Origin of the sequence: Kitasatospora sp. NPDC059599, from assembly GCF_042735125.1 — a bacterium.
Classification (GTDB): Bacteria; Actinomycetota; Actinomycetes; order Streptomycetales; family Streptomycetaceae; genus Kitasatospora.
This window is the reverse complement of the sequence record NZ_JBHWCL010000099.1, coordinates 18,511-34,998: the sequence shown is the minus strand read 5'-3', so window position 1 is coordinate 34,998 and position 16,488 is coordinate 18,511. Positions and strand designations below refer to the sequence as shown.

Here is a 16,488-nt window from a genome sequence, read left to right as displayed (position 1 = left end):
TGCAGGGGGGACCCTGTGGGAGAGTAGGACGCCGCCGAACAATCATTCAGAAAAGACCCCCTCCCTTTCGGGAGGGGGTCTTTTCGCGTTTCCGGACCCGATCGGACCCGATCGGACCGGACCGGACGGGATCGGACCGGTTCCGTGCGCCGGAGTCACCCCACCTGCCCGCGGGTAGACCTAGGTCCACCCCGGGATTGGGGTGTCATGGCCAGTGTGGGTGGCGGACGCTTCGTGAAGACTGATGGAGGACGATCGGTACCGGCATCAGGAGCTTCCCGTGACAACAGCGAGTCGTACGAGCGGCACGTCCGTACGTGCTCAGGCCCAGGCGGCTTTCGTGGCCGGCGGTGAGGGGCTGGCGCGGCTCGTCGTGGTGGTGCTGGCCGCGGTGCCGGGGTCCGTGCTGCCGTTGGGCGCCGCGATCCTGTCGGGGGCGGCGGCGGCCCAGTTCCTGGAGGCCTTCGACCTGCAGGTGTTCTTCGCCCTGCTGGTGGCGGCGGCGGTCGGCGCCGTGGTCGCCGCCGCGAGCATCCGCGGTACGGCGAACCGTACGCGCGGGCAGGTGGAGCGCTGGTTCGGCGTGCGTCTGCCGGCGGTGTACGAGCCGCTGCCGGCGCTGGAGCTGGACGCCCGCGGGCACTGGTGGACGGGGTACTCGTACCACCGCTCGCGGACGGTGGCGAAGTACGCGCAGCTGGTCCACTGGGGGCTGCGGGACCGGACCACCCGCTCCGAGCTGGCCTGGCTCGCCGTGAACCCGTTCCTGACGCTGGCCCTGGCCGGGCCGATAGTCGGCCTGTTCGTGCTCGGCGTCGCGTACGCGATGACGGGGCCGGTGCCCGCCTCCGGGGCCGGCCCGCTGAGCGGAGGGACGGAGTCGCTCCTGCTGGGCCTGGCGTTCGGGGGCGCCGCGATCGTGGTCGGGATACTCGTGGCGCCGTTCGCGGTGCGCGCGTACGCGGAGGTGGCCCGGCGGGTGCTGGACCACGGCCGTACCTCGCACGCCCAGCTGACCAGGCGGGTCGCGGAGTTGACCGAGACGCGGGCGGACGCGGTGGGCAACCAGGCGGCCGAGCTGCGGCGGATCGAGCGGGACCTGCACGACGGTGCGCAGGCACGGCTGGTGGCGATCGGGATGACCCTGGGCACCATCGAGCACCTGATGGACACCGACCAGGCGGCCGCGCGGGAGCTCCTCTCCGAGGCCCGGCAGTCCTCGGCCCGGGCCCTGCAGGAGCTGCGGGACCTGGTCCGCGGCATCCACCCGCCGGTGCTCGCCGAGCGTGGCCTGGGCGACGCGGTCCGGGCCCTGGCGCTGGACAGTGCGCTGCCGACCGAGGTGTTCGTCAGCCTGCCGGACCGGCCGGCGGCCCCGGTGGAGGCCGCGGTGTACTTCAGCATCTGCGAGCTGCTGGCCAACGCGGCCAAGCACTCGGGGGCGGAACAGGTCTGGGTGGACATCCTGTACCGGGCCGGCTTCCTGCGGGTCACGGTGACGGACGACGGCGTGGGCGTGGCCGATCCTTCGCGGGGGACCGGACTGCGCGGGATCGAGAGGCGATTGGGTACCTTCGACGGTGTCCTCGCCATCGACAGCACGTCGGGCGGTCCGACCACCATCACCTTGGAGTTGCCGTGCGAGTTGTCCTCGCCGAGGACCTCTACCTCCTTCGCGAAGGTCTGATCAGGCTGCTGGAAGCGCACGGGTTCACCGTCGTCGCGGCGGTGGAGACCGGGCCCGAGCTGCTGGAGGCGTTGCTGACCCACCGCCCGGACGTGGCGGTGGTCGACGTCCGGCTGCCCCCGACGCTCACCGACGAGGGTCTTCAGGCCGCACTCAAGGCCCGCCGGGAGATCCAGGGCCTGCCCGTCCTGGTGCTGTCGCAGCACGTCCAGCAGCTGTACGCACGGGAGTTGCTGGCGGACGGTACCGGTGGGATCGGTTACCTGCTGAAGGACCGGGTGTTCAACGCGGGGCAGTTCATCGACGCGGTCCGCCGGGTGGCGGCGGGCGGGACGGCGATGGACCCGGACGTGATCGCCAAGCTGATGCAGACGACCTCGCGCCGGCCGGGCCCGCTGCTGCGGCTGTCGCCGCGTGAGCGGGAGGTGCTGGAGCTGATGGCCGAGGGCTGTTCCAACTCGGCGATCGCCGCCCGTCTTTCGGTGAGCGACGGCGCGGTGGCCAAACACATTGCCAACATCTTCACCAAACTCGAACTCGCCCCTGCGGAGGACGCCAACCGCCGGGTGCTGGCCGTGCTGACCTATCTCAACGGCACGGCTGGGCAGGGCCTCTGACGGTCCGGGCGGTCCCGGGGGAAGGTCGCGCCGTACCTCGACCGCCGTCGTGCCCCGGGCTGTGACACTCCGGCCTGCGGGAACGCTTAAACAGGTGTACGAGTAAACTCCGGTGGGCCGAGCCCGGAGGTTGCTCAGCCGTCCGGCGGCCCGACCAGCGGGACCCGGCAGTCGAGGCAGCGTACGGCCGCAGCCGACATCCAGGGGTTGATAGACGTAATGGCACGCCCAACGCTCACCAAGGCCCACCGGGGCCTGCTCGGCCTGGTCGCGGCCGGCGCCTGCATCATCTCGGGCATCGGTTTCGCGGGTTCGTACAACGCGGTGCGTGAGCTGGCCATGGAGAAAGGTTTCGGCGCTTTCTCCTACGCCTTCCCGATCGGCGTCGACGCGGGCATCGTCGTGCTCCTCGCGCTGGACCTGGTGCTGACCTGGCTGCGGATCCCCTTCCCGATGCTGCGGCAGACCGCCTGGCTGCTGACCGTCGCCACCATCGCCTTCAACGCGGCCGCCTCCTGGGGCGACCCGCTCGGCATGGGCATGCACGCCGTCATCCCGGTGCTCTTCGTCGTCGTGGTCGAGGCCTCCCGCCACGCGGTCGGACGGATCGCGGCGATCACGGCGGACCGTCACATGGAATCGGTCCGGGTGATGCGCTGGCTCCTGTCCCCGGTGCCGACCTTTCGGCTCTGGCGGCGGATGAAGCTCTGGGAGCTCCGCTCGTACGACGAGGTCATCCGCCTGGAGCAGAACCGGCTCGTCTACCGGGCGCAGCTGCGCTTCCGCTACGGCCGCGGCTGGCGGCGCTCGGCGCCGATCCAGGCGCTGCTGCCGCTCAAGCTCGCCAAGTTCGGCGTGCCGCTCGACCCGGCACTGCTCGACCGGCTGGACGACGAGGCCCGCGATCGCGGGGTCGAGGAGGCCCCGGCGGGGCCGGAACATCGGGCGCTCGCACCCCAGGACGGCCGTGCCACCGCCATCGCCCCGGCGGTGGCGACCGCGGCGGCGGCCGCCCCGGCCGGTCCCGCGCAGCAACTCCCGCAGCAGGCGCCGCAGGTCCAGCAGGCTCCCCAGCCTCAGCCTCAGCCTCAGCCGGAGCCGGCCCAGGCCGCAGCCCCGGAGCAGGCCGCCGCCCCCGCAGCCGTCGCGCCGATGCCCGCCGAGGTGGCCGCGCCCATGCTGGCGAAGCTGGCGGCCGTCCGGCTGCGCGCCGCGCAGGAGCCCGAGGAGGTGCAGGACGCCGCCCCGCAGCCGCGTCGCGAGGAGCTGAACGTCTGGACCGAGCGTCCGGTGCGCACCACCGGCCATCCGGCCGACGCCGCCCCGGGCGGGCGGGTGCCCGGCCAGGCCTCGCCCTGGTTCAAGCCTCCGCGTCCGGTCGAGGAGTCCGCTCCGGCCGGTGCGGTCACCGCTCCCGCTTCCGGTCCCGCGGCCGCCGCCCCGGCGCCCCGGCCGCAGGGCCGGCGTCCGGCCGACGCGCAGCAGCCCGAGCCGTCGGCCGAGCCGCAGCAGCAGGCCCAGCAGGCCGGGCAGCCCGCGCAGGCCGAGCAGCCGGTCCCGGCCGAGGAGCCCGTCCAAGCCGAGCAGTCCGACACCCGGCCGGCCCCCTCGCGCCTCGACCCGGACGTGGCCTACGAGGCCCTCGTCACGTACCTGGACAACCACGGCCACCAGCCCGACCCGCAGCGCCTCGCCGACTGGCTGACCAGGGAGTACGGCGTCTCCGGCAAGGGCCCCGACGGTTCGGTCCACCCCAAGGAGGTCGCCGAGCTCTACCCGGAGCTGCGCGACCGCTACGCCGCCGCCGGGAGGGACTGACCGGAACGGCCCGTCGTCCGGGGGCCGGGCGGCCATTGACGCCCGACCCCGCCGGAGCTACCTTCGCCTCAACAAATTGTTGAAGCGCTGGTTCGGCATGGAGGAGTGCGGATGTCGCAGGTCGAGGTCGACGGTAACGGTCCGACGGGCGGGGCCTCCTTCTCCGACGCCGCCCGGGCCGCCGTGGAGACGCTGCTCGCCCCGGTCGACGCCGACCTGGCGCGCCGCTACCCGGGCGACTCCGGGACCAGGCAGCCGGTGCACACCGTCTACGTCCCGGCCGACGCCTTCGCCGCCGACACCGTCCGGGAATGGGGCCGCCGGGCCCTGGAGGCCTTCGACACCCACGCCGCCACCCCCGCCGAGCTGGGCCGCGCCCTCGGCGTCGCCGACGACGGGCTGCTCGCCGACGTGCACGCCCGGGTCCGCGCCAAGCTGGAGCGCGAGCCGGTCGAGGACCTGCGGATCGACTTCGAGGACGGCTACGGCCCCCGCCCCGACGCGGAGGAGGACGTGGCGGCCGTCCGTGCCGCCGAACTGGTCTCCGCCGCCGTCGCCGAGGGCGAGGCCCCGCCGTACATCGGCATCCGGATCAAGTGCATGGAGGCGCCGGTCCGCGCCCGCGGCATCCGCACCCTGGAGCTGTTCCTGGCCACCCTGCTGGCCGGCGGCGGCCTGCCGGAGGGCCTGGTCCTGACCCTGCCCAAGGTCACCTACGCCGAGCAGGTCACCGCGCTGGTCCGGCTGCTGGAGGACTTCGAGCGCCGGGCCGGGCTGCCCGCCGGCCGGATCGGCTTCGAGATCCAGATCGAGACCACCCAGGCCATCCTCGGCCCGGACGGCCGGGCCACCGTGGCCCTGATGATCGAGGCCGCCGAGGGCCGGGCCACCGGCCTGCACTACGGCACCTTCGACTACAGCGCCTCCTGCGGCGTCGGCGCGGCGTACCAGAGCATGGACCACCCGGTCGCCGACCACGCGAAGGCGGTCATGCAGGTGGCCGCCGCCGGCACCGGGGTCCGGCTCTCCGACGGCTCGACCAACGTCGTCCCGACCGGCTCCACCGAGCAGGTGCACGCGGCCTGGAAGCTGCACCACGACCTGGTCCGCCGCTCGCTGGCCCGCGCCTACTACCAGGGCTGGGACATGCACCCGGCGCACCTGCCGACCCGCTACGTCGCGGTGTACTCGTTCTACCGCGAGGGACTGGCGGCCGCCGCCGCCCGGCTGGCCGCGTACGTCGCCAAGGCGGGCGGCGACGTGATGGACGAGCCGGCCACCGCCCGGGCGCTCAGCGGCTACCTGCTGCGCGGTCTGGACTGCGGCGCCGTCGACCTCGCCGAGGTCACCGCGCTGACCGGCCTCGACCGCGAGCGGCTGGACGCCCTGGCCGGTCGCTGAACCCCGGACCGAACGGCTTCCCGAGTGGCTCCCGGCCGCCCCGGCCGCCCCGGCTGCCCCGGCCGCCGGCCGGACCGGCCCCGGCCACCGGTCCTCCGTCCGCGCGCCAACTAGGCTGGCGGTGCCGCCCCGGGGCGAACACCCGGGGCGCGCGCCGCCCGCCGTCGCCGTTCCCGGGAGAACCACCGCGCCATGCCCGCCACGCCGGAGCCCACCGCCAGGCCGTACCTCACCATCCGGCGGGCCGGCAGCCACGAGACCGAGATCAAGAAGTCCCGGTTCATCTGCCACCTCGCCCGGGTCGACGACGAGGACGCGGCGCAGGCCTTCATCGCGGGCATCCGCAAGCAGTACTGGGACGCCCGGCACAACTGCACCGCCTTCGTGGTCGGCGACGAGCAGCGCCGCGAGCGCTCCAGCGACGACGGCGAGCCCGGAGGCACGGCCGGGGTGCCGATGCTGGAGGTGCTGCGCCGCCGCGGCCTGACCGACACGGTCGCCGTGGTCACCAGGTACTTCGGCGGGATCAAGCTCGGCGCGGGCGGCCTGGTGCGGGCGTACGGGAACGCGGTGTCGGAGGCGCTGGACGGGATCGGTCTGCTGGAGCGGCGGCCGGTCGCGCTGCTCGCGGTGACGGTGGACCACGTCCGGGCCGGCCGGGTGGAGAACGACCTGCGGGCGGCCGGGTACACGGTGAGCGACCTGGCCTACGAGGCGGCCGGGGTGCGGATCGAGGTCGGCGTGCCGGAGCCCGGGACGGCGGCCTTCCACACCTGGCTGGCCGAGGCGACCGGGGGCACCGCGGTGGCGGTCCCGGCCGGTCGCACCTACGTCGAGGTGCCGGTCTGAGCGGGGGCGGCGGTCCGCGCTCCGGCAGGGACCCAGCGGCGGCCCCAGGACGGCCCCGGGACGCATTCCGGCGCCCGCTCCGGCGCCCGCTCCGGGGCGGGCGACAGAGTGGGCCGCGCTGCCCGGCCCGGCCGACGCGCCGGGTTTCGGCCACAGATTCGGCCACATCGCCACCTGCCCGTTTCGGTGGCCGGAGGAGCCTGCCTAGCCTGAACCGGCCGTCGGCGAGGCGCCGTCCGGCAGCCTCAGGACGCCTCCAGGAAGCGGTCGCGATGCCCGTCGTCCAGACCATAACGCTGCCCCCGGGTGCCGAAACCGGCTGGCACTACCACCCGGGCCGGGTCGACGTGGTGGTGCTCTCCGGGACGCTGACCCGGACTCTGTACGACGGCCGGGTCGAGGTCAGCCGCGCCGGTGACTCCCTGGTCGAGGAGGCGGGACCGGTCCACGTCCACGTCGGCCGCAACCTCGGCGCCGAACCCGTGGTACTGATCGCCAGCTACGCCGCCCCGCCGGGCCGTCCGCTGGCGGTGCCGGTCGCCGAGCCCGCCTGGAGCCGCAGCTCGACCGGGCCCGCAGGGTCCTGACCGGGGCCGGAGCGGCCGGACGGGACGGCCCGCAGGAGGCGACCGCACCGCTCCCGGCGGGCCGTCCCTCGTAGCCCAGGCCCCGCGCCGCGCGGAAGACGGCTTGAACAGATTCACCCGAACGTAGGGTCGTGGCCCGGAGTTGGAACTTCCGCTCCGGGCCGTGGCGTTTCCTGGGCAAGGATCCGGCGGAACCGGACGAAACCCATCGATGGAGGACACAGGACCCCACCCCGTACCACGGAGGTATGCGCATGGCCTCAGACCGTTGGACTTCAGACCGTTCGACCTCGAATCGCCCGACCTCGAACCGCTCCCGCGCTCACACCGGTGTCGACGTCCCCGGCCCCCGCGGTCCCGCAACGCCCTACCGGATGACCGTCACCACGGCCCTTCCGCACGCCGAGGCGCTCGCCCTGGCCGACGAACAACTCGCCTCCTGGCTGAAGCAGGAGGGCTACGAGGAGCCCCCGCCCGCCGTCCGCACCCCCGCGGACCGGCCGGTCTCCGGGCGGCGCCCCACCGGCCCCGCCGCCGAGATCCCGCCCCCCGGCACGTCGGTGTTCGACGCCCTGCCCCCGGGCACACTGCCCCCCGACACGCCGACGCCCGACACGCCGCCCCCCGACCCGCCGACGCCCGAAGCGCCGGGACTCGCCGAGCGCCTCCGCCTGGGCGAGCGCGTCCTGCTCGACCGCGACCACGGCCCGCTGCGCGGCGGCCCGGCCGCCGGCCGCTACGACCGCCGCCGCCTGCGCATCCCGGCCCCGCACGGCACCCGGCAACTCACCCTCACGGTGGCCACCGGCGCCGACGGCGTCACCTGGGTCCGGCTGGAGGCCGAGACGCACAGCACCGGCAGCGGTGTGCGCACCCCCTGCCGGGTGCCCGTGCCCGAACTCGCCCGCTCCCTCCTGCCGCTGCTCGACGCCGCCGACGGCCCGGCCGCCGTCCACTCCGCGCCCCGGGTGATCACGGCCGACGCGGTGGACGCCCTGATCGACGAACTGTGCGACCCGGAACGCCGACTGACCGTCGTGGTCGCCAGCGTCCCGGTGAACCTCCCGGTCGACCGCTGGGTCCAGGACGTGGTCGGCCCGCTCTGCCAGCAGCTCCCCGGCCTGGCCACCACCTACGTGCTGGATCCCGGCGCCCGCACCGCGTTCAACGTCGCGCTGGAGTACCACACCGTCTACGGCGGCGCGGTGCGCACCTACCTGCCCGAGGTCGATCCGGCCTCCCGGCAGGACGGCGCACGGCATCCGGTGCTCGCCCGGGGCCGAATAGAACAGGATCTGCGCCGCGCCGCCGGGCTGCTCGCCCGCGAGCCGCGCCGGCTCGCCGCCGAGCAGCCGCTCCCGGCGCCGCTGGCGGCCGTCCCCGTGCTGCGCGTCCCGCCGTCGCAGCTCCGCCGCGGCACCGGGCCGGGCGCCGACCGGGGCACGGCGGACCCGGACACCAGGGGGACCGTCGCCGTCGCCGAACTGGCCGCGCTCGCCCACGAGGAGCAGCAGGACAGGGCGGAGCAGCAGGCCAGGGCCGACGAGCTGGAGCACGTCCGGCACACCCTGCGCCTGGAGCGCCGCGACCACCGCGAGCGCGGCCAGGGCAGGGAGGGCCACGACGGCCGGGACGGTCGGGAGGGCCGCCTGCGCGCCGGTGCCCGCGCCCTGGCCGGTCGCCACTGCAGCACGTCCGGCACCGGTCCTGCCCTCGGCCGGCACCCCGTCGGCCGGCCCGAGAGCTTCACCGAACTCCTGGCCAGACTGGGCGAGTTCCCGCTGCTGTCCTTCACCGGGGACCAGAAGGCCGCACTCGCCCTCGACGAGCTCCAGCGCACCGGCGCCGGTTGGGCCCGGATCGCCTGGGACGGCCTGACCGCCCTTCAGGAGTACGCCGAGGCGGCGGTGCGCGGAACGGCCGGCGGGGACTTCAAACAGTGGTGCGAGCACACTCCGGAGGGCTGCCACCGCTTCCCGCCCCGCAAGGCCGTGCGTGGGGAGTCCAGGACGGTGTTCAGCCACACCAAGTGGAAGCGCGAACGGATGCTGCCGGTACCGGAATGCGTGGACGCCTCCCGGCGCGCGTTCATGGGTGCACACCTGCGGATCGGCGGCGGCCGCACCGCGCCCCGGCTGCACTACCTGGACGACTGCTCCGGCAGTGGCCGGATCTACGTCGGCTACATCGGTCTCCACCTCACCAACACCCGGACCAACTGACCGGCTTGGCTGACCGCCGGGCCCGTTCGGTGGACAATGTCCGGCAGGGGTGGGTCCGCGGGTTCGCCGACCGCCCCGGGCAGGCGCCGGACGAGCATGGGGGAACGACGACCGATGCAGCACTCAGCAGACGGCCGGTCCGACGGAACCACCACCGTCCGGGTCCCCCAACCGGGCTTCCTGGCCTCGGTCTTCCGCGACCTCGGGGTCGACGGGGCCCCGGAGCCGGACGGCACCGGCCGCCCGCCCGCGGGCGCGGCCGATGACGGCCCGTCCGTCCCGGGCCCCGCCGGCGCCGTCGACCCGGGCGGCGCCGACCGGGCCGACGTCGACCCCGGCGATCCGGAGGAGGCCGCCGCGGCGCACGCCCGGGCCGCCGCCCTGACCCACCACCGCACGCTCACCGTCCGGGCCGAGCACGACCGGCTGGCCGACCTGCTGCGGCGGGCGGCCCTGCCGGTCTCGGCCATGGACTTCGAGAGCCAGCTGCGCCACTACGAACCCCGTCCCTACCCGGCCGACGGCCCCGGCACCGCCGACGGGCCGGAACCCCGCTGGGCGGACTTCGAGCCCGCCGACCCGACCGCGGCCGACCCGGAGAGCGGCCCGTCCCGCCGACTGCTCGACTCCGGCTACCAGCGCGAACTCGCCCAGGCCAGGCTCACCCACCAGCGCGCCCTGCGGGAGTGGCGCACCCGCCGCGCCGAGGCCGGGAGCCCGGCCGCCGACGAGTCCCGGCGCACCCACGAGGCCGCCGAGGAGGCCCGCGCCCGCGCCGTGCGCGAGTACAACGAGAGCCTGGAGGAGTGCCGACGGGCTTACCGGCTGTCCGAGCCGGCCGCCGTCGAGTCGCTGCTGGAGCGGGCGCTGGCCGCCGCCGAGACCGCGACCCAGGACCTGCCCGCCCCCTGCCGGGCGGTGTTCCGCCCGCTCACCCGCACCGCCGTGCTGGACCTCGACCTGCCGCCGCTCGACCTGGTGCCCTCGCTCACCGGCTACCGCCTCGCCCCGGATGGCGACATCGTGCCGGTGCCGCGCCCGCCGGCCGACCGGGCCACCGACTACCTGCGCCTGGTCGCCCGGCTCGCCCTGCGCGCCCTGCAGGCCGCCGACGCCGTCGACACCGACGAGATACTCGCCGGCGTCGTCCTCAACGGCTGGCTGCGCGAGCCCGGTCCGGCCGAGCCGCTCTGTCTGGTCAGCGTGGACGCCGACCGCGACGCGCTGGCCCGCACCCGGCTGCTGCCTCCGGGGACCCCGTACGAGGAGCGCGACGACGAAGGCGTCTACGCCGACGCCGAGCAGGACGAGGCCCTCGTCCGGCTGCGCGGGCTCGGCGCCGCCGTCACCCCGGACCCGTACGACCGGGTCGGCGTCCGTCCGGCCGCCCAGGCCGGGGCCACCGTGCCGGCCGCGCCCGACCTGTCCGCCAACGAGTTCGCCCAGCTGGTGCGCGACCTTCTCACCCGGGGCGGGATCGCCGAGTGGAGCGTACGGCTGCGCGGCCCGGCCGGGCTGGTCGCCACCGGTGAGGGCGCCCCCGCCAGCGCACTGCCCGGCCGCTGGGTGGTCTGGGCCTCCCGGGACCCGGAGCCGGTCACCGCGGAGCAGATCACCACGCTCGCCGAGGCGGTCCGCGAAGAGTCCGCCGAACGCGGCCTGCGGCTGACCACCGGCCGCTTCACCGACGAGGCCCTGGACCTCACCGCCGAGGACAGTCACCGCCACATCCACCTGGTCGACGGCGACGGCGTGCGCGAACTCGCCCGTACCCACCTCGGCCTGCCGCTCGCCGCCGGCCGCTGACGGCTCCACCCGGGGCCGACGGCATCCGCCCGGCCGCGCGCCGCCGCCCTCCCGCGGCCGGCCGGCCGCGCCGCACCGCTGACCGCCTGCCGCGCCGCACCGCTGACCGCCTGCCGCCCCACCTGCGGGATCACCCCGACGGCCCATCCGGCGGGCATCCCGCCGGGTCCGGCCCGACGCTGGGGAGCGGGCCCCGGCCACGCCCGGCACCCCGGTCGACAGAGGTCGAACGGCCGTCCGGTACGGTCAGCGGTCGGCCCGGCCACGGGCGGACCCCAGGGGGAGAGGAATGGGCAGAGCGCTCGGCACACCACACGGCGACACCGGCCGGCCGGCCGCACCCGCGGCGGAGGTGGCCCGATGACCGCCGTCCTGGTCGCCGCCGGGGCGTTCCTGATGACGCTGATCGGTGGTTTCGTCGCCCAGCGCACCGGCGACCGCCGCCACCTGGTGCTCGGCTTCGCGGCCGGACTGATGCTCGGCGTGGTGGCGTTCGACCTGCTGCCCGAGGCGATCCACCAGGCGCCGGGCGAGGTGCACGGCGTGCCGCAGGCGCTGCTGATGTTCGCGGCCGGCTTCCTCACCATCCACGTGGTCGAGCGCGCGGTCGCCATCCACCGCGGCCACGAGGGCGAGTACGCCGAGCACACCCACGGCGGCCACCACCACGGCCACTCCCACGGACACCAGGGCGTCGGGCTGACCGCCGCGCTGGCCCTGGTCGGCCACAGCGTGATGGACGGCTTCGCGATCGGCGCCGCCTTCCAGGCCGGCTCCACGGTCGGCACCGTGGTGGCCATCGCGGTGGTCGCGCACGACTTCGCCGACGGCTTCAACACGTACACGATCACCCGGCTGTACGGGAACAACCGGCGGCGGGCCTTGACCCTGCTCGCGGCGGACGCGCTGGCGCCGGTGTCCGGTGCCGCGATCACCCTGGCGTTCACCATCCCGGAGCACCTGCTCGGCCTCTACCTGGGCTTCTTCTCCGGGTTCCTGCTCTACCTGGCGACCTCCGACATCCTCCCCGAGGCCCACAGCCCGCACCCCTCGCGCACCACCCTGCTCTGCACTCTCGCCGGGGTCGGCTTCATGTGGCTGGTGATCGGCTTCGCCGCGTAGGCCGCCGGGCCCGTGCGGCCCCGGTCACATCGACGGGCGGTGCCCCGCCTCCGCCTGTTCCCGGGCCCGAGCCTGGGCCTGGGCCTGGGCCGGGGTCTGGGTTTGAGCCTGAGCCTGCGCCTGGGCCGGGGTCTGGGCCTGCGCTTGCGCCTGGAGACGTCCCCAGCCCTCGCGCATCGAGGCCAGCGCCTCGGTGATGGCCGGCCGCCGGGAGGCCTGGGTGCGCCAGAGCGCGAACACCCGGCGCCCCGGCTCCGGCGTCACCCGGCGGGCCGCGACCCCGGGCGGCAGCGGCCCCCGCCCGAGCCTCGGCACCAGGCCCATCCCGAGACCGGCCGCGACCAGCGCGATCTGGGTCTCGAACTCGCCGACCTGGTAGCGCACGTCCGGCTCCTCACCGGCCTCGCGCAGCGTGCGGACCAGCCAGTCGTGGCAGATGTTGCCCGGCGGCACGCTGATCCAGCGCTGCCCGCACAACCGCTCCACCGGCACCGGGTCGAGCGCGGCCAGCTCGTCGTCGGCGGGCAGCAGCAGGTCCACCGGGTCCGTCCCGAGGTCCATCCGGGAGACGCCCTCCTGCACCGGCAACGGCACCGTCGGCCAGTCCTGCACCAGCGCCAGGTCCACCTCGCCCCGGGCCACCAGATCGGTCGCCGGGTAGGGATCGCGCTCCAGCAGCCGTACGTCCAGCTCCGGGCAGCGCCGCCGCAGGTCGGCCAGCACCCCGGGCATCAGCCCGCGGGCCCCGGACGCGAACGCGGCCACCAGCAGCCGCCCGACCGCCTGGCCGCGCTGCTCCTCCAGCCGGACCTCGGCCCGCTCCACCAGCCCCAGCACGGTCTGCGCGGTGGCGGCCAGTTCGCGCGCCGCGTCGGTCAGCACGACGCCCCGGCCCTGTCGCTCCAGCAGTACCGTCCGGGTCTCCCGCTCCAACTTGGCGATCTGTTGCGAGACCGCCGAGGGCGTGAACCCGAGCGCCGCCGCGGCCCCGCCGACCGAGCCGTGCACCGCCACCGCGTGCAGCGCCCGCAGGCGCCCCAGATCCATCATGCAGTGATTCTAAAGTGTCACCTTCAGAATTCATCGCTGGTGCTACACGGTCCCGCGCCACCATGCTCGGTCCATGACCGCAACACCCGCCGCGAGCGGCACCGGCCTCCCCGGCAGCACCAGCAGGGTCGGCGGTACCGGCAGGGCCGGCACCGTTACGAGCACCCCGAGCACCCCGAGCACCCCGAGCACCCCGAACACCTCGGGCATGAGCGCGCCCCACATCGCGCTGGCCGTCCTGGTGGCCGCCGTCTGGGGCCTCAACTTCGTCCTCATCCACGTCGGCCTCGACAACTTCCCGCCGCTGCTCTTCTGCGCCCTGCGGTTCGCGGTCGTCGCCGTGCCCGCAGTCTTCTTCGTCGGCCCGCCCAAGGTGGCCTGGCGCTGGGTGGTGGCGGTCGGCGTGGTCCTCGGGGTGGTCAAGTTCGGGCTGCTCTTCCTCGGCATGCACGCCGGGATGCCGGCCGGCCTCTCCTCCCTGGTGCTCCAGGGGCAGGCCGGCTTCACCGCGCTGTTCGCCGCCGTCGTGCTGCGCGAACGCCCCGGCGGGCAGCGGCTGCTGGGCCTGGCGATCGCCTTCGCGGGCATCGCGCTGAGCGCGTACGACCAGGGCGCGGGCGGCCCGCTCGGCGCGTTCGTCCTGGTGGTGCTGGCCGCCGTCGCCTGGGGCCTGGCCAACGTGCTGACCCGCAAGGCGGCGCCGCCGGACGCGCTGCGTTGGATGGTCTGGGTCAGCGCCGTTCCGCCGCTGCCGCTGCTGGGCCTGTCCCTGCTGGTCGAGGGCCCGGAGGCGGACCTGCGCGCGCTGCGCGACATCACTCCCGCCGGACTCGGCGCGATCGCCTACGTCGGGCTGGTCTCCACCCTGCTGGGCTTCGTCGCCTGGAGCTTCCTGCTGCGTACGTACGACGCCACCGCCGTCGCGCCCTACTCGCTGCTGGTGCCGGTGTTCGGGATGTCCTCGGCCTGGCTGCTGCTCGGTGAGCGGGTCGGCCCGACGGCCGGTGCGGCCGCGCTGCTGGTGATCGCCGGGATCGGGATCACCGCGGTGCGTCCGGGGACGCCGCGCGCCGTGGTGGCCCGGCTGCGAGGAACCGGGCCTCGGCGGAGCGCAGCACCCGCAGCAGTACCTCCTCGTCCGCGGGGCTGACCTCGCCGAAGTACTCCCGCGCCACCTCGTCCCGGACCTGCCCGATCCGCTCCACCGCGGCGCGGCCGGCCTCGGTCAGCAGGATGCGCACGGCCCGCCGGTCGGCCGGGTCGGGGGTGCGCTCGACCAGCCCGGCCTCCTCCAGCGCGTCGACCACGGTGGTGGCCGAGCGCGGGGCGATGTGCAGCTTGTCGGCGAGGTCGCTCAGCCGCATCGCGCGGTCCGGCGTCTCGCAGCCCGGCACGTGGGCGAGCGTGCGCAGCGCCCGGGCCTGGCCGGGGGTGATGCCGTACGGCTCCAGCCGCCAACCGGTCTGGCGGCGGATCCGCTTGATCGCCCTGGTCATCGCGTCCGCCAGTTCGGCCGTGGTCCCGGTGTCCTCGGCGGAGCCGGTGTCCTCGGGTGACCGGGTGCTCCCGGGGGAGCCGGTGGGAGCGGGGGAGCCGGCGGGGCCGGGGGAGCCGGTGGCGGCGGTGCGGGGGTCGGAGGAGGGGTCCGCCGGGTCGTCGGTCGGCGTGGTGGTCATCGGCGGTCTCCTCGGCTGGTGTCCGGCCAAGCGTAGCGACCGGTCGGGTGCGTTCGGTGGTCGGCCGACGACGGTCACGGAAATATGTTGAGCTTAGCTCAGCATCTGGGTTAGCGTAGGTCCGAGTGAGGGGACCCTAAGTTCCCTCCCGGACCCTGGAGCACCCATGCCCGTTTCCACCGCCCGCGTCACCACCGACCGCCCCGGCCGCTACGCCAAGCAGCTCGCCGCCCACATGGGACGCAAGATCGAGACCTCCTACTCCGAGGAGACCGGCCGCGGCACGCTCGTCTTCGGCGCCGGCACCGCCACCCTGGAAGCGCAGCCCGACGCGCTGCTGCTCACCGTCGAGGGCGAGCGCGACAAGCTGCCCGGCCTGGAGGACGTCGTCGGCCGCCACCTCGTCCGCTTCGGCAGCCGCGACGAACTCGTCGTCGAGTGGCACCGCGACAACGGCGAGGCCGGCCTGGTTCACCGCAACGAGGACCCCGAGGCCTGACCCGTTCCCGCACCCGGCCGGGGCAGCCACCGGTCGAGCGGCCACAGCACCAGGACGGCCACGCACCAACTCGCCACCACGTCCAACAGCCAGTGGAAGTCGCTCCACACCAGCCCCGCGCCCACCCCCAGCGCCAGCAGCGCCGCGCCCGCCGTCAGCACCCGGACGGCGCGCGGCCCCGACGCCCGGGCCAGCAGCAGCGCCGCCACCCCGTACGAGATCGCCGCGGTCGCGGTGTGCCCGGACGGGTACCAGCCCCACTGCTCCGGCGTCAGCGGATCCCCGAGCGGACCCGGCCGGGCGAAGGCCGCCTTCGCCGGGACCACCAGCAGCGGGATCAGGCCCGCCGTCAGCGCCGCCACCGGCAGCGGCAGCCACCAGCGCCCCGTCCCCGCGCGGTGCCACCGCCGGGCCGCCCACGCGCCGGCCAGCACCAGCACCGGAACCGCCGGGACACCGCCACCCAGGTCCGACAGGGCGTGGCCGAGGTGGTCCGGCAGCGCGCCCGGAACGCCGTGGCGCGCCGCGTGCACCGCCCGGCGGACCCAGCGGTCCAGCCCCAGCAGCGGCCCGTCCACCGCCACCTGCCAGGACACCGCCAGCAGCACCGCCGTCGCCGCCACCGGCACGGCCGCCGACCGTGGCACCCGGCTCGCCCCGCCCACCCGGGCCGGGACGGCGGACAGCCGCCCCGGAGCAGGGGGGAGAGCTCCGGGGCGGCTCTGATGATCGCCGTTCCGTGCGCCCCGGGGGGTGTGGGTCGGACGGTCGGTCGATCGGCCTTCGGTATGCGCCACCCCTCCCGGGGTGGCCTGGTTGTCCTCGCGGCGCACCTGCGGACCCGCCCCCGAGGGAGGCTCCGCGGACGGCTCCGCCAATGGCTGAGGCTCGCTGTCCATCTGCGATGACACTACGTCAACAGCCCTTCCGCGCCGAGCGCCTTCAGCGATTCCGCACATCATCTTCACCCCGCGCAGGGCAACCTCCGGGGCCGCCCGTCGATCATGCACCGGCCCCCGCCACGGCCCCCGCCACGGCCCCCGCCACGGCCCCCGCCACGGCCCCCGCACCGGGCCGCTGCACAACCGAACGGCCCGTGCGGACCAGAGGTCCCCACGGGCCGTTCAGCGCTGTCCGGACATCCCTCCGGCGGG

General features: G+C 75.4%; 14 protein-coding genes. 11 read left to right on the top strand and 3 right to left on the bottom strand.

The genetic code is table 11. From position 1 onward, the window contains the following. Window positions 1-280 precede the first annotated feature (280 nt). From ACFV04_RS29000 to ACFV04_RS28960, 9 genes are all read left to right on the top strand, one after another. Window positions 281-1,687: a sensor histidine kinase gene (locus tag ACFV04_RS29000; protein WP_380346613.1), complete on the top strand. Its 1,407-nt coding sequence runs from the start codon at window positions 281-283 to the stop codon at window positions 1,685-1,687. Then, window positions 1,639-2,304, top strand: coding sequence for a LuxR C-terminal-related transcriptional regulator (locus ACFV04_RS28995; protein WP_380346614.1), 666 nt, complete (start codon window positions 1,639-1,641; stop codon window positions 2,302-2,304). The genes ACFV04_RS29000 and ACFV04_RS28995 overlap by 49 nt, the downstream gene beginning before the upstream one ends. Window positions 2,305-2,523: 219 nt before the next feature. Further along, the gene (locus ACFV04_RS28990) at window positions 2,524-4,122 is read left to right on the top strand and encodes a DUF2637 domain-containing protein (RefSeq protein ID WP_380533549.1); all 1,599 of its coding nucleotides are present in this window, start codon (window positions 2,524-2,526) and stop codon (window positions 4,120-4,122) included. A 111-nt stretch (window positions 4,123-4,233) separates the two neighbouring features. Next, window positions 4,234-5,523, top strand: coding sequence for a DUF6986 family protein (locus tag ACFV04_RS28985; RefSeq protein WP_380533547.1), 1,290 nt, complete (start codon window positions 4,234-4,236; stop codon window positions 5,521-5,523). A gap of 192 nt (window positions 5,524-5,715) precedes the next feature. Then, on the top strand, window positions 5,716-6,372 hold the full coding sequence (locus ACFV04_RS28980; protein ID WP_380346617.1) for a YigZ family protein: 657 nt from the start codon (window positions 5,716-5,718) through the stop codon (window positions 6,370-6,372). 272 nt (window positions 6,373-6,644) lie between these two features. Then, a complete protein-coding gene (locus tag ACFV04_RS28975; protein ID WP_380533545.1) occupies window positions 6,645-6,959 on the top strand; it encodes a cupin domain-containing protein in 315 nt (104 codons plus the stop codon). Between the two features lie 374 nt (window positions 6,960-7,333). Beyond that, window positions 7,334-9,181, top strand: a complete 1,848-nt coding sequence (locus tag ACFV04_RS28970; protein WP_380533543.1) for a hypothetical protein — start codon at window positions 7,334-7,336, stop codon at window positions 9,179-9,181. A 114-nt stretch (window positions 9,182-9,295) separates the two neighbouring features. Next, entirely contained in the window at window positions 9,296-10,987 is a 1,692-nt protein-coding gene (locus tag ACFV04_RS28965; RefSeq protein WP_380533541.1) for a restriction endonuclease, read from the top strand. 360 nt (window positions 10,988-11,347) lie between these two features. Then, on the top strand, window positions 11,348-12,109 hold the full coding sequence (locus ACFV04_RS28960) for a ZIP family metal transporter (protein WP_360263358.1): 762 nt from the start codon (window positions 11,348-11,350) through the stop codon (window positions 12,107-12,109). A 24-nt stretch (window positions 12,110-12,133) separates the two neighbouring features. Here the strand turns inward: ACFV04_RS28960 and ACFV04_RS28955 are convergent, their stop codons facing one another. Then, window positions 12,134-13,159 (bottom strand): LysR family transcriptional regulator, encoded by a 1,026-nt coding sequence (locus ACFV04_RS28955; protein WP_380533539.1) that lies wholly within the window; start codon window positions 13,157-13,159, stop codon window positions 12,134-12,136. Between the two features lie 208 nt (window positions 13,160-13,367). Between ACFV04_RS28955 and ACFV04_RS28950 the strand changes: the two genes are divergently transcribed. Continuing rightward, a complete protein-coding gene (locus ACFV04_RS28950; protein ID WP_380533554.1) occupies window positions 13,368-14,309 on the top strand; it encodes an EamA family transporter in 942 nt (313 codons plus the stop codon). Here the strand turns inward: ACFV04_RS28950 and ACFV04_RS28945 are convergent. Then, window positions 14,200-14,835, bottom strand: coding sequence for a MarR family winged helix-turn-helix transcriptional regulator (locus tag ACFV04_RS28945; protein ID WP_380533537.1), 636 nt, complete (start codon window positions 14,833-14,835; stop codon window positions 14,200-14,202). The two genes, ACFV04_RS28950 and ACFV04_RS28945, sit on opposite strands and share 110 nt — an antisense overlap. A 166-nt stretch (window positions 14,836-15,001) precedes the next feature. Here ACFV04_RS28945 and ACFV04_RS28940 point away from each other — a divergent pair, with 166 nt between their 5' ends. After that, window positions 15,002-15,334 carry a DUF2218 domain-containing protein gene (locus ACFV04_RS28940; protein WP_380346622.1) on the top strand — a complete coding sequence of 111 codons (333 nt, stop codon included), beginning with the start codon at window positions 15,002-15,004 and terminating at the stop codon, window positions 15,332-15,334. On the opposite strand, the gene ACFV04_RS28935 is transcribed toward ACFV04_RS28940, so the two are convergent. Next, window positions 15,307-15,963 carry a phosphatase PAP2 family protein gene (locus ACFV04_RS28935; RefSeq protein ID WP_380533534.1) on the bottom strand — a complete coding sequence of 219 codons (657 nt, stop codon included), beginning with the start codon at window positions 15,961-15,963 and terminating at the stop codon, window positions 15,307-15,309. The genes ACFV04_RS28940 and ACFV04_RS28935 overlap by 28 nt on opposite strands. Between the last annotated feature and the right edge of the window lie 525 nt (window positions 15,964-16,488).